This window comes from Natrinema pallidum DSM 3751, from assembly GCF_000337615.1.
GTDB classification, from domain to species: domain Archaea; phylum Halobacteriota; class Halobacteria; order Halobacteriales; family Natrialbaceae; genus Natrinema; species Natrinema pallidum.
This window is the reverse complement of sequence record NZ_AOII01000041.1, coordinates 46,566-59,298: the sequence shown is the minus strand read 5'-3', so window position 1 is coordinate 59,298 and position 12,733 is coordinate 46,566. Positions and strand designations below refer to the sequence as shown.

Here is a 12,733-nt window from a genome sequence, read left to right as displayed (position 1 = left end):
CATGAGTACACAAACCTCCGACGACACCGCTCCGACTCGAGCGGCCATCCGCGACCGACTGGACCGCGTCACCGATCCGGAACTGGATCGCTCGATCGTCGAACTCGAGTACATCGACCGGATCGATATCGACGGCGAACGCGTCGGTGTCGACCTCACGCTCCCGACTGCGTTGTGCTCGCCGGCGTTCGCCTGGATGATGGCGATCGACGCCCGCGACGAGGTCGAGTCCCTGCCGGCGGTCGAAGAGAGTCGGATTACGCTCCACGATCACATGCACGAGGCGGAGATCAACCGCGGCGTGAACGAAGGTCTGTCATTCGCTGAGGCGTTTCCGGACGCCGACGGCGACGTCGCAGCAGTCCGTGCGGAACTCGACGAGAAGGCTCGTGTCGCCCGCCAGTACGACGCGATCGAGGCGCTGCTTGACGCCGGTCTCGACGCCGGAGCGATCGTCGCTCTCAGCCGCGACGACCTCGAGATGACCGACTCGACGGACACCGTCGCCGTCTACGTCCCCGATCGTTCGTTCGCGGTCACCGTTCCGAACGCTCCGATCGAGCGGTACCTCCGCAAAGCCCGCGAGACTGCCCTCGTTTCGGAACCAGCCGACCCCCTGTTTCGAACGCCGGAGGGCGATCCCATCGACGCCGAGTCGTTCGCCCTCGTCCACCGTCGGGGGCGGCTCGCACAGGTCAATCTGTCGAGCCAGGGCGGCATCTGCGATGGCCTTCGAGAAGCCAGAGAACGCCGTACCGAGGAGTCGGCCGACGACTGACTGCGGTCCGCTGTCCGTACACCCGGCGTTCCCCTCGCGGGACGTCTCGGCACCGCGAGGCTACTTTTCGACCTCGAGCAGTGCGACCCGCTCATGAACCAGCGCCGACAGTGGCGCGTCTGTGGCCGCCCGCTCGATATCGGTGATGTCGAAGAAATCACACAGCGTCTCGGAATCCCGCGTCTCGAGCGTTGAGTCCCGCTCGACGAACGCGCCCAGCGCCTGCAGTTCCTCGAGTGCGGCCGCTTCGTCCCCGTCGTGAGCGCCGTCGACGAGCACGACCGCTCGGTGCTCCCCTTCGCCGACGCCCATCTCGAGGGCGCGGTCGATCTGTCGCCGGCCGGCGGCGTACAGGAGAATCTCGACGGCCCGGTCCCGGGCGACGTTCTCCCCCCGTTCGATGGCCCGGTCGGCGAACTCGACCGCCCGCGCTATGTGGCGTCGGTCGGCGACGTACCGTGCATCGAACGCCTGAACCGTCACGTCGTGGCGGTCCCCGATCTCACCGAGGGTTGCCACGAACGCGTCAACATCGTCGATCTCGAGTCGGCCTTCGAGTAGCGCCATCAGAAATCACCCAGGCTCGCTTGACTGTCGTCCGCGTCCGTCGTTTCAGTCACGTCCGTTGCCGTGCGGTCCCCGCGCGCGTTCGCCGCCGCGTTCCCGTCCCCGTCGTTTGCCCCGTTCGATCTCGGCTCGACGCCGTCCATCGAGGGATCCTCGCGGCCCGCGTTCTCGAGGATGGTCTTGGCCGTCTTCCGTCCTTTGAGAACCGCGAGGATGACGCCTTTGTCCGCAGTCCGTAAGTCGGCGGGCTCCTCGATCCCCGCATCGTAGAGCCGGCGGGCGCGCTTGCGGCCCACCCCGCCGACCCCGACGAGTTCGAGTAGTTCCTCACCCACGCCGTGTTCGACGCGGGCGCGGGCCTCCCGGACGGCGACGGTCCACTCGCTGTCGATCTCCGCGGCCAGGGACTCGGCCGCCCCGAGCAGCCACTCGGCGGTGTCGACCTTTCCGCGGAGGTCGCCCGGCCCGATCTTGTAGCGGTCGGTCAACTGCTCCTCGTCGGTCTCGGTCGCCCAGTCCTCGAGCAGTTTGCCCGTCTTGAGCGCCGAGAGCCAGTCCTCGAAGCGTTCCTCCTCGAACTCGCTTGGGGCGTTCCCCAGCAGTTCGGCCTCCCGTTCGTAGAAGAGTTCGCCGAATCGTTCGTCCTCGCCGGAGCGCAGATAGAGTTCGTACATGTCCGGCGTCCGTGAGATCAGTTGATAGAGTCCCAGCGCGGTCGGACGCTCGTCGGCGTCCGCAAGCCCGTGAACGATTTCGGCGGCGCTCATCGGATCCAGGTAGAGCCGCGAGACGGTGTGCCCGAGGCTGGTCGCCTCGAGTTCCTCGTCGCGGCCGCCGTCATCTGCGAGAGCGGCCGCCGATGTGAACGCTCCGTCGTCGTCCCCTTCGGTACCGTTGCTGCCACTGGTCTCGCGTTCGATAAAGTCGTTTGACTCGAGGTACTGTAGGACCGTGTCGGTCACCGTCTCGAGCCGGCCGGCCTCGCTCGACTGGCTGGCGTAGAGGGTGGCCTCGAGGAACTCGAGTAACTCCCCGCGCGTGCGAGCGAAGCCGGAGGCGATGGTCGCGAGGACATGGGTTCGCAGGGCGGGCTCGGCCGCCAGTTTCGAGCGCACCGGCTCGGGCTCGGCCCAGATATAGCGGTCGAACAGCTCCTCGCTTTCGTCGTGGTTCTTCGCGAGCAACACGGCCTCGCCGTAGGGGTCGAGCCCTGGGCGGCCGGCCCGCCCCATCATCTGGTGGATTTCGAGGACGTCCAGCGGAGCCATGCCGCCGGCGCTGGGATCGAAGCGCCGCCAGTCGCGGACGATCACGCGGCGGGCGGGCGTGTTCACCCCCGCGGCGAGCGTCGGCGTCGCCGAGATCACTTTTAGGAGTCGGTCCCGGAAGGCATCCTCGACGATGGTTCGCTGGGTACTCGAGAGGCCGGCGTGGTGGAAGGCCGAACCGCGTTCGACGGCCTCGGCCAGATCCTTGCTCGTCTCGGTGTCGCTGTCGTCCCGGATCTCGGCGGCCAGTTCCGCGAGTTCGGTCTGCTCCTCGGAGGTCAGTTCGTTCTTCGAGACGCTGCCTAACCGTCGTGCGGCGGCCTCAGCGTTCCGTCGAGAGTTGACGAACACGAGCGAGGAGCCCTCTTCTTGGAGGATGTCGCGGACGAGGGCGGCCTCTTGTTTTTCGCTGCCTTCGACGGGAACCTCTCTGGTCGAGCCGTCGTCGAAATTCAGTGCGTTGCCGTAGTGAACGCCCATCTGCAGGTCGATCGGTCGCCAGTCGGTATCGACCAGCGCGGCGTCGAGCCAGTCGGCGATTTCGTCGGCGTTGCCGACCGTCGCGGAGAGCGCGACCAGCTGCATACGAGGGTTGAGCTTGCGGAGTTTCGCGAGGGTCACCTCGAGCGTCGGCCCCCGATTCCGGTCGTCGATGAGGTGTACTTCGTCCGAGACGACGCAGGTAAGATCCGAGAGCCAGTCGGCCCCGTTGCGGACGAGCGAGTCGACCTTCTCGCTGGTGGCGACGACGATGTCCTTCGTCGCGAGCCAGTCGCTGGTGCTCTCGTAGTTGCCAGTCGTCACGCCGACCGTGACGCCGAAGCGCTCGTAGGCCTCGAACTCGTCTTTCTTCTCGCTGGCGAGTGCCCGCAGGGGGACGATGTACAGCGCCGTCCCGCCGCGCTCGATCGCCGACAGCATCGATAGGGCGGCGATCATCGTCTTCCCGCTGGCGGTGGGGACCGCTGCGACGAGGTTCTCACCCTCGGTCGCGCCGGCCTCGACCGCCGCTGCCTGTGGCGGGTAGAGCTCCTCGATGCCCTCGTTCCGGAAGTGGTCGACGGCACCGGCCGGGAGCCCCGACAGCTCCTCGATATTCATTGTCCTCCCTTGGCGCGTCCCGCGGTTTAAAGTATCGTCTTTTGCCGCCCCGATTCACGGCGAGCAATCGGGTTGTTCGCGTGCGCTCGAGTAGCCGGTTGGTTTCTTCTCCCGTCCGAGTCGTTCGACGCCGATAGACCGATGCGACCGGCGGTCGAACAGGCCCGTATGGCCGACTCCCATCCCGACCACGTTCTCGTTCCCACGCTCGGCCGTCCGCGGGAAGACGAGGCACTCGCCTACGCCCTCGAGACCTTTCCTGCCGCCGACATCGTACTGCTCGCCGTCATAACGCCGCTGGACGCGCCGCTCAGCGAGGGCGGCATTCTCGAGCGAAGCGAGGACCGGCGGGCGCAGACGCGGGCCAGCGCAACCGACTTGCTCGAGTCAGTCGCCGATGCGGCCTCGGACCGGGTCCGGATCGAGACCGCCGAGGGGCGACCCGGAACCGTCGTCCCGCAGTACGCCGCCGAGGAGGGGATCGATCACGTCGTCATGTACGGCTCTCGGACGGGATCGACGGGATTCTTCAGGCGGTTTCTCGGTCGCGACATCGCCGCCACGGTGGTCGACCGCACCGCACAGCCGGTGACGGTGCTCGACTGACGCGCCTCGTCGGAACGACCCGAGGCTAGCCGCGGATAACCGATGCGAACAGCCGATACAGGCCGTAACTGACGACGACCGAACTCGAGAGCGTCACCAGCCAGAAGGTGATCGTGACGCCGATCTTGCGCCGGGAGACGCCCGCCGAGCCGCCGGCCAGCCCGCCGCCGATGACCCCCGACAGGATGATGTTGTTCAGCGAGATGGGGATCCCGAGCGCGATCGCCAACTGTGCGATGATAAACCCCGGGACCAGCGCCGCGATCGAGCGGCGAGCGCCGAGTTGAGCGTACTCCCGGGACGTCGCCTGCAGCAACCGTGGCGCGCCCATCCAGGCACCGGCGAGGATTCCGGTAGCCCCGATCGCGAGCAGGAGGATGCCCGGCAGGCCGAGTTCGACGCGAAAGAGGTTCTCGAGGGGGCCGGTCGCGAGGCCGACCTGCGAGCCGCCCGAGGAAAAGGCGACGATGCCGCCGAGGACGAGCAGGAACGAGCGGATGCCGTTCTCGACGGAGACCCGGACGCGCTCGCGGCTCCAGTAGAACGCGAGGACGCCGACCCCGACGGTCACGAGGACGGTTCCGAGATCGACGCCGGCGGCGAGCGCCGGTCCGCCGCCGAACTGCCGGGAGACGAAGCCGGCCAGGGTGCCCTGTTCGGCGGTCGGATCGGGAATCACGCCGAGGCGGACGTTGGCAACGATCGCCCCGACGATACCGGCTAGCAGCGGAACGCCGACCGTCTCGGGAACGTCGTCGCGCCGCAGGACGGTCGCCGTCGCGTACGCCAATCCGCCGGACATGATCGGCACCAGCAGCCAGAAGAGTCCGAGCTGTCGGTAGGTGTCGATCGCCGGATCGCCGCCCAGCGAGAGGCCGACACCGACCATCGCGCCCGTCGTCGCGAACGCCGCGGGGATCGGATACCGCGTGTAGATCCCGACCGCCATGAACCCCGCCGCGGTCAGCAGCCCCGCGGTGGCCGCAAGCGGCGTGATCGTCACCCCATCGATCAGATCCGCGCCGACGGTCTTGGAGATACTGCCGCCCTGCATGAGGGCACCCGCAGCCGCGAGCAGTCCGATGACGAACGCCGCCTGCATCGTCGAGATGGCGTTCGCACCGATCGCGGGAGCGAAGGGCGGCGAGTTGCTGTTCGCCCCGAGTACCCACGCCATAAACAGACAGGTCAGGATGGCGGTCCCGACGAGGACCGCGGAGGAAAGTGCGACCATTCCGTCTCTCGTACCTGTCATTCTACGACCTCGTGGAAAAGCGTTGGCTCGACAGTGGACCATGGACTCCTCGGTTCCGTCGTGCCGCATCGCTCTCGAAACTCGAGGGGTGATCCGCAGAAGGATAAAGCCACGCCAGAGCATCACAACTGATACCGTGGGCCTCGATTGGCGACCGCTACCGATTTACGCCGATCGACCCAACACCCTCGTATGAAGGTCGAATTCGACGAGGACACCTGTATCGGGATGTTCCAGTGCGTCGCCGAATGGGACGCCTTCGAGAAAGACAAATCGAAGGGAAAGGCAGTTCTGGCCGACAGCGAGGAAGTTGAAGACGGCATCTTCGTCCGTGAGGTCCCTGCTGATGCGGAACTGGACGCGAAGTTCGCCGCCCGGTCCTGTCCCGTCGACGCGATCAAAATCTACGACGACGACGGCGAGCAGTTGATTCCCTGAGACGGCTCCGTCGCTCTGTCCTCGGCTCCGCTGAGTACCCGGTGACGATGGCCGCGAAAAATCGCGACGGGTAATCGTCGTCTACGAAATCTCGTCGTACTGCTCGGAGAGCTTCTCGGCGGCCTCGCCGAGTTGGTTGCGTTCGTACTCGGTTAAGTCCCACTCGACGATCTCCTCGACGCCGTCAGAACCGAGCTTCGCCGGCACGCCGAAGGCGGTGTCCTCGTGGCCGAACTCGCCCTCGAGTGTCACGCTCGCGGGGAGGACCTCGCCGGTGTCACGCAGGATGGCTTCGACCATGTGGCCGACGCCGGTCGCCGGCCCCCACTGGGTCGCGCCCTTCTTCTCGATGACGTTCATCGCCGAGGTCTGGAGCTCCTCGAGTAATTCTTCTTTCTCGTCCTCGTCGAACTCGGGGTCGCGTCCGTCGACCCGGACCTTGGAGAACACGGGGACCTGTGCGTCGCCGTGCTCGCCGAGGATGGTCGCGTCGACGTTCCGAACCGGAGCGTCGAAGCGCTGGGAAATGACGTACCGGAACCGAGCGGAGTCGAGTCGGCCGCCGAAGCCGATCACCTTCTCGCGGGCGCGCTCGCCCGTTTCGTAGAGGTGGCGGTTCAGCAGGTCGACCGGGTTCGACGTGGTGACGGTGATGAAGTCGTCGTTGTGTTCGGCGATCGAGGAGCCGATGTCTTCCATGATCGGAGCGTTGTCACCCGCCAGATCGATCCGCGTCTGCCCCGGCTGACGCGGGATGCCCGCCGTGATGACGACGACGTCCGATCCCGCGGTGTCCTCGTAGTCACCCTGTCGGATCGTCGTGTTCGAGTCGTAGGCCGCACCGTGGTTGGCGTCGGCGGCCTGGCCGATCGTGTCGTCTTCCTTGTCCGGAATGTCAACGAACACGAGCTCGTCCGCAACGTCCCGAAGCGCGATGTTGTAGCCCGCAGCGGCCCCGACGGTCCCGGCCGCGCCGACCACGCTCACTTTCGTCATACCACGTAATGATTCCCCACCACACACGTTAAATCCGTCGAAACCTCTGACTTCGAACCGATTCGGCGATAAATATTTCGACGACTGACGTATTCCGTCCCGTGCTCCGTGGACCGTGGTATGCCCGCCTGCTCGAGCGGCCGCTCACTGCCGTTTCCCCGATCCGACGCTCACCGCTGCTCGAGTCCCCGGCGACTCGAGACCGAACCGATCATGGTCGCCGCCCGCGGTGTCTCGCGTATGCGCGCCAGCGTCATCGGCGGCGGGACGATCACGGACGAACAGACAGCCCGCGCGGAAGCGCTCGGCCGCGAACTCGCGGCTCGCGGTCACGTCGTCGTCTGCGGCGGTCGCGGCGGAACGATGGCGGCGGTCTGTCGCGGCGCGAAGTCCGAGGGCGGAACCACGATCGGCATCCTCCCCGGCGAGCGCCGCGGGACCGCCAACGACGCCGTCGACATTCCCATCGCGACCGGTCTCGGCCACGCCCGGAACGCGCTCGTCCCGCTGAACGGCGACGTGGTCATCGCGCTGGCCGGCGGCGTCGGTACCCTCTCCGAAATCGGCTTCGCCGGGGTCTACGACCGTCCCGTCGTCGGCCTCGGGACCCACGACATCTCCGCCCTCGAGATCGATATCGAAACCGCCGACACCCCCACCGAGGCCGTCGATGCCGCCGAGGCCGCGCTTGAGCGACCGCGGTGAGTCGAGCGCGGTTCCGTCGATGGGGCCGCCCTCCCCTTCGCAGCTTTTTCGACGGTCCGCCGCCTCTAGACGAATATGAGTGACTTCGACAAGGAAGCCGAGCGCGAGAAACTTCGAGAGAAGTACGAGCAGGACAAAGAAGAGCGTAAGGCGACCCAGCGGATGAGCGACCTACTGCTCAAGGGTGCGACGATGACCAACGCTCACTGCGGGACCTGCGGCGACCCCCTCTTCCAGGACGACGGAACGACTTTCTGCCCCAGCTGTCACGGGAACCCCGACGCCGTCCAGGGGACTGATCTCGAGGCCCAGTCGGCCGCAGAGGGTGCGGGCGACGGGACTGCCGCCGGTGAGTCCGCCGATCGACCCGACGCCGCCGACGCGACCGCGCCGGATACCGACGACGCCGCGCCGACAGCGGCCGAGACGGCGTCCGCGTCCAACCAGACGACGGCGACCGACCCGCGCGACGCCGACCGCGGACGGGAGACGAGTGCGCCGACCCCGGACCGGCAACCGCAGCCGTCGACGCCGGCTCGAGACGACGGCCCCTCGCAGTCCCGTCCCGACGCCACGTCGGCCGACCGCGCCGCTTCGACTCCCCGCCCCGACGACCGTCGGTCCGGCTCCGACCGCAACCGACCGCTTCCCGCAACCGGTCCGTCCTCGGCCGACGGCGATCTCGATGCCGCTCGCGATGCGCTCGTCCGGTCGCTCGAGAAGTTCGCCGAAGCGGCCGCCGCCACGGACGACCCCCGCTACGCGGCGGACTGTCTCGAGGCGGCTCGTGAAGCCGGCGAGACGTTGGCAACGCTGCGCTGACCGTCCTCGAGACGGCGGCAATGCCGACTGTAGCCGGCGTCGACGGACGACAGCACGCTGAATCCATCGACGGTCGCTCGGTTTGAGCACCATCGAGTCACGACCGTACACGTCACACAGAGGTGGCTTTTCACCGGTGCCTCGCGGTCCCGCGTCCCGTCCGACTCGGCCACGTTGGGTATCAGTAGATTTAAATTAAGTAGAATGTTACCACCCGATAGGAACACGCGGCGCTGAGCCGTCACGATCCGAGTGTCCGTCGGCCCGACGGCTTCGACTCGCGCATCGTCGAAGCCGCAAGCGTAGCCACCACGCACGACTCGTCGCCCTCCCTCGTGTCCGGATACTCGTTCGCCCGCGGCTCGCGATCATTTGCCACCCCCTGAGACGGAGGCGAGCCACCGATGGCATTAGGATACGTTACGTTCATTACGATGGCAACCGTCTGTATCGGCGTTACAGCCACTTGTGCGCTCTGTGTCCGCTCTTCGGCGCTCCCGCGAACGATCGCCGAACTCGAGGACCGGGGCCGGAGTATCGCGCCCTATCTCGGCGTCACGCTGCTGGTGTTATTGGTGAAGCGATGGACGCATTACCGCAGGTTGGAACTCTCGTATGCGCTCGACTGGGACATTACCGCGGAGATCTACGCCGTGGAAGGCTCGTTCGTCGCCGGCCTGCAGTCGATCGTTCCCGACTCGTTGATCGGATTCTTCTCCGCGATGTACATGTTCGGGTTCCCGTACCTGCTGGTGTCCGCTCTCGTGCTCTACTTCCTGTTGGCGACCCAGCGACGCTTCAAGCAACTGCTCATCGCGTACGCCCTCAACACCCTGGTCGGCTCGGTGTTTTATACGCTGTTCGTCGCCTACGGACCGCGCAATCATCTGTCGACCGTCAGCGGGCTCATGTACGAGTTCTACCCGCAGACACAGGAACTCACGGCGGAGGTGTCGGCGAACACGAACGTCTTCCCGTCGCTCCACACGTCGCTGGCGATCATCGTCGCGATATTCGCCTGGCGGTCGCGCCGGGAATACCCCAGATGGTACCCGATCGCATCGGTCGTCGCCGCCCTCGTCGTCTTCTCGACGATGTATCTGGGGATTCACTGGTTGATCGATGTCGTCGCGGGCGTCGTACTCGGAGTGTGGTGTGTCCTCACCGCCGAACGGCTCGTCGCTCGTGCGGAGGGTGAGCCCGTTTCGGCGTCGGATGACCGGGAGACGGGTCTCACGACCGAAATGAACGACTGAGCCGTGACCCCGGTCGCTCGAGTACTGCGCTTGGCCGATCACAACCCGGCCACCGGATCGCTCGGCTGCTCAGCCCGTGTAGTCGCTTCCGATGACCTCCCGAATCCGCTCGGCGGTCACTGTCCCCACGCCGTCCGCTTCCTGTAACTCGTCTTCGGTCGCGATCATCACCGCCTCGACGGTGCCGAACTCCTCGAGCAGCGACCTGGCCGTGACGGGCCCGATTTCGGCGATCGAGGAGACGACGTACTCCTGTTGTTCGCGCAGGGTCTTGGTCCCCTTTTCGCCGTGGACCGACACCTCCCGGTCGGCGGTCTCCTGTTCCCGGCCGGCGATCACCGCGAGTAGTTCGGTCGTATCGTCCTCGTCGTCGGTCCGCAGGACACTCGCCCCGAAGTCGACCGCGAGACTCGAGAGCGCTCCCCGGACCGCGTTCGGGTGGACGTCCCGCTGTTCGTACAGCCCCTCGCCCTCGATGACGACGATCGGCCGCGAGTAGTGGCGGGCCATCGCGCCGACCTGTTCGAAGACGGAGCGGTCGCCGCCGACCAGCGAGTCGACGAAGTCCGCGACGGACTTGCGCTCGACGACGACCCGATCGGAGAGGACGTAGTCGCCGACGTCGAGCGTCTCGAGGCTGATCTCGTACTCCTCGCGTCGCGAGAGGTCCCGGGCGATGTTCGCGTCCATCTCCCGCTGGTCGGCGACGACCGCAACGGTGTCGCCGTCGGCGTGTGGTTCGTGGGTCTCGATCTCGTCCGCCTCGTCTCCAGTGTCCTGATCACTACCCGTTTCCGAGTTGCGTTCTCCGAACGCCTGCAGTCCCGGCCCCGCTGCAACCCCCTCGCTTCCGCTGGAGGAATCGCCAACGGCGTCGGTGTGTTCGTCGTTCCCGTCCACTTTCACCCCGCCCTCGCCTGCCCCCTCGAAATCGGTCAGTGACTGCTGTGAGTCGTCGAGTTCCTCGGCGATTTCGGGGGCCAGTCCTTTCAGTTCACGCAGTTCCGATTCCATCTCCTTCTCGCGCCGCCGGGAGATCCAGAAGTAGGCCTCGTCGCGGGTGTCCTCGGCCATGAGGACGACGACCCGACCCTCGGTCTGTCGACCCGTCCGTCCCTTCCGCTGGATCGAGCGGATCGCCGTCGGCACGGGCTCGTAGAAGAGGACGAGGTCGACCTCGGGCACGTCCAGCCCCTCCTCGGCGACCGACGTCGAGACGAGGACCTCGAACTCGCCGGCGCGAAACTCGTCTAAGACCGCCTGTTGTTGCTTCTGGGTCATCCCGTCGGAGCCTTCGCGGTCGCCCTGCCCGACGAACCGCTTCGTGTCGAAGCTGTCCGAGAGGAAGTCGGTCAGCGCCTCCGCCGTGTCGCGGGACTCGGTGAAGACGATCACCCGCTCGCCGCCCTCGAGTCCCAGCGTTTCCGCCAGCAGCACGCGCGCTCTCCTGTATTTGGGGTGGATCTCGTCGAAGCTTTCGGCTTTCCGCATGGCCTCGCGCACGCGCGGATCGGAAACCATCCGCTGACTGGCCTTCGACGCGCCCGAGGTCCGGGCCTGATTGCGCTGGCGCTCGAAGTACCGCCGGAGCGCCTCGACGCTCTGGGTCTCGACCAGCGTGACGGCCTGCCGGAGCTTCATCACCTCGGCGTGGATCGACATCCCCTCGAACCCCTCAGACTGGTCGTTGTTGATCAACGTTTGCAACTCGGCCCGCATCCGATTCAGGTCCTTCTGGGACTGATCGGGCTGGGTCGAGCTCGCGACCCCGAGTTCCTTGAGTTTCTCGAGGCGCTCCGTGATCACCTCGTGTAGCGCGTCGCGGATCTCGAGGACCTCGTCGGGCAGGTCGATACGCTCCCACTCGACTTCGGTGTCGTGGGTGAACTCGTCGACGTCGGCGTCCTCCTCGGTCATCACCTCGACCTCGTCGATGCCGAGGTTCTCACAGACCTCGAGAATGGCCTCCTCGTCGCCACCGGGCGAGGCGCTCATCCCCGTCACGAGCGGCCGCTTGGCGTCGGCGTGGTAGCGCTCGGCGATGTAGTTGTAGGCGTAGTCGCCGGTCGCCCGGTGACACTCGTCGAAGGTGACGTGGGTCACGTCGGCGAGCGAGATTCGACTCCCGACGAGGTCGTTTTCGATCACCTGTGGCGTCGCCATCACGACGGTTGCCGACTCCCACGTCGCGGCGCGATCGTCCGGGCTCACGTCGCCCGTGAAGACGACGATTTCCTCGTCGGGGATCTGCAGCGCTTCGCGGTAGAAGTCCGCATGCTGCTGGACGAGCGGTTTCGTCGGCGCGAGCATCAACGCCCTGCCGCCGACCTCCTCGAGTCGCCGTGCGGTGACCAGCAGGCTCACCGTCGTCTTCCCCAGCCCCGTCGGGAGACAGACGAGCGTGTGGTGGTTCGCGGCCGTCCCCGCGAGCTTCAGCTGGTAGAGTCGCCGCTCCAAGAAGTCGGGCTCGAGGAGCGGATGCTCGATAGAAGCGACGTCCTCGTCCTGTGCTGCCATTGCCGGCGATTCGAGACGGTCGCGGTTAAGCATTGAGAAAGCGGGGTGAAAGTGAACGCGGTCGTTCACGGTGTATTCGAATCATGTTCGACGTCGACTACCCTGCTGGATCATGAATTGTGGTATACATGTTGTACTCTTCGGTCTCGCACTGGACGTAATAACCTCGTATTGTGATACCATCCTTGTAACTCCGATCAGTTCGCTCTCCTTACTCCAGCGATGTCCGATTAGTCCTCCCTGGCCGCCCGCTCGAAGGCTCAATCCGGATCATTTCCGCCAATTATATCGGGACAGTTTTGGCCACACATAATTGCTCTTGGGACTAATTTTGGTGGTTCTCGAGCCATAGTCGACCGCGAGACTGCCGTTCCGATATAATTCTTGAGGTCTAGTACTGGTATGAACACACTTATTATTATTA

11 protein-coding genes are annotated in these 12,733 nt (G+C 65.9%); 6 read left to right on the top strand and 5 right to left on the bottom strand.

The window, feature by feature from the left end:
• Position 1 precedes the first annotated feature (1 nt).
• Positions 2-778: an iron-sulfur cluster assembly protein gene (locus tag C487_RS06775; RefSeq protein WP_006184961.1), complete on the top strand. Its 777-nt coding sequence runs from the start codon at positions 2-4 to the stop codon at positions 776-778.
• A 60-nt stretch (positions 779-838) separates the two neighbouring features.
• On the opposite strand, the gene cgi121 is transcribed toward C487_RS06775, so the two are convergent.
• Positions 839-1,345 (bottom strand): KEOPS complex subunit Cgi121, encoded by a 507-nt coding sequence (gene cgi121, locus C487_RS06770; protein WP_006184960.1) that lies wholly within the window; start codon positions 1,343-1,345, stop codon positions 839-841.
• On the bottom strand, positions 1,345-3,714 hold the full coding sequence (locus C487_RS06765; protein WP_006184959.1) for an ATP-dependent DNA helicase: 2,370 nt from the start codon (positions 3,712-3,714) through the stop codon (positions 1,345-1,347). The genes cgi121 and C487_RS06765 overlap by 1 nt, the downstream gene beginning before the upstream one ends.
• A 141-nt stretch (positions 3,715-3,855) precedes the next feature.
• Between C487_RS06765 and C487_RS06760 the strand changes: the two genes are divergently transcribed.
• Positions 3,856-4,320 (top strand): universal stress protein, encoded by a 465-nt coding sequence (locus tag C487_RS06760; RefSeq protein WP_006184958.1) that lies wholly within the window; start codon positions 3,856-3,858, stop codon positions 4,318-4,320.
• A gap of 25 nt (positions 4,321-4,345) precedes the next feature.
• On the opposite strand, the gene C487_RS06755 is transcribed toward C487_RS06760, so the two are convergent.
• On the bottom strand, positions 4,346-5,554 hold the full coding sequence (locus C487_RS06755) for an inorganic phosphate transporter (protein ID WP_006184957.1): 1,209 nt from the start codon (positions 5,552-5,554) through the stop codon (positions 4,346-4,348).
• 213 nt (positions 5,555-5,767) lie between these two features.
• On the opposite strand from C487_RS06755, the gene C487_RS06750 reads away from it, so the two are divergent.
• Positions 5,768-6,013 carry a ferredoxin gene (locus tag C487_RS06750; protein WP_006184956.1) on the top strand — a complete coding sequence of 82 codons (246 nt, stop codon included), beginning with the start codon at positions 5,768-5,770 and terminating at the stop codon, positions 6,011-6,013.
• 81 nt (positions 6,014-6,094) lie between these two features.
• On the opposite strand, the gene mdh is transcribed toward C487_RS06750, so the two are convergent.
• The gene (gene mdh / locus C487_RS06745) at positions 6,095-7,009 is read right to left on the bottom strand and encodes a malate dehydrogenase (RefSeq protein ID WP_006184955.1); all 915 of its coding nucleotides are present in this window, start codon (positions 7,007-7,009) and stop codon (positions 6,095-6,097) included.
• A 240-nt stretch (positions 7,010-7,249) separates the two neighbouring features.
• Between mdh and C487_RS06740 the strand changes: the two genes are divergently transcribed.
• The 3 genes from C487_RS06740 (at position 7,250) to C487_RS06730 (ending at position 9,792) form a co-directional block, all read left to right on the top strand.
• Complete coding sequence (locus tag C487_RS06740) at positions 7,250-7,714, top strand: TIGR00725 family protein (RefSeq protein ID WP_049907996.1); 465 nt, start codon at positions 7,250-7,252, stop codon at positions 7,712-7,714.
• Positions 7,715-7,789: 75 nt separating this feature from the next.
• Positions 7,790-8,536 carry an Sjogren's syndrome/scleroderma autoantigen 1 family protein gene (locus tag C487_RS06735; protein ID WP_006184953.1) on the top strand — a complete coding sequence of 249 codons (747 nt, stop codon included), beginning with the start codon at positions 7,790-7,792 and terminating at the stop codon, positions 8,534-8,536.
• A gap of 404 nt (positions 8,537-8,940) precedes the next feature.
• Positions 8,941-9,792, top strand: a complete 852-nt coding sequence (locus C487_RS06730) for a phosphatase PAP2 family protein (RefSeq protein ID WP_049907992.1) — start codon at positions 8,941-8,943, stop codon at positions 9,790-9,792.
• A gap of 69 nt (positions 9,793-9,861) precedes the next feature.
• Here the strand turns inward: C487_RS06730 and C487_RS06725 are convergent, their stop codons facing one another.
• Positions 9,862-12,309 (bottom strand): DEAD/DEAH box helicase, encoded by a 2,448-nt coding sequence (locus tag C487_RS06725; RefSeq protein ID WP_006184951.1) that lies wholly within the window; start codon positions 12,307-12,309, stop codon positions 9,862-9,864.
• Positions 12,310-12,733: the final 424 nt, after the last annotated feature.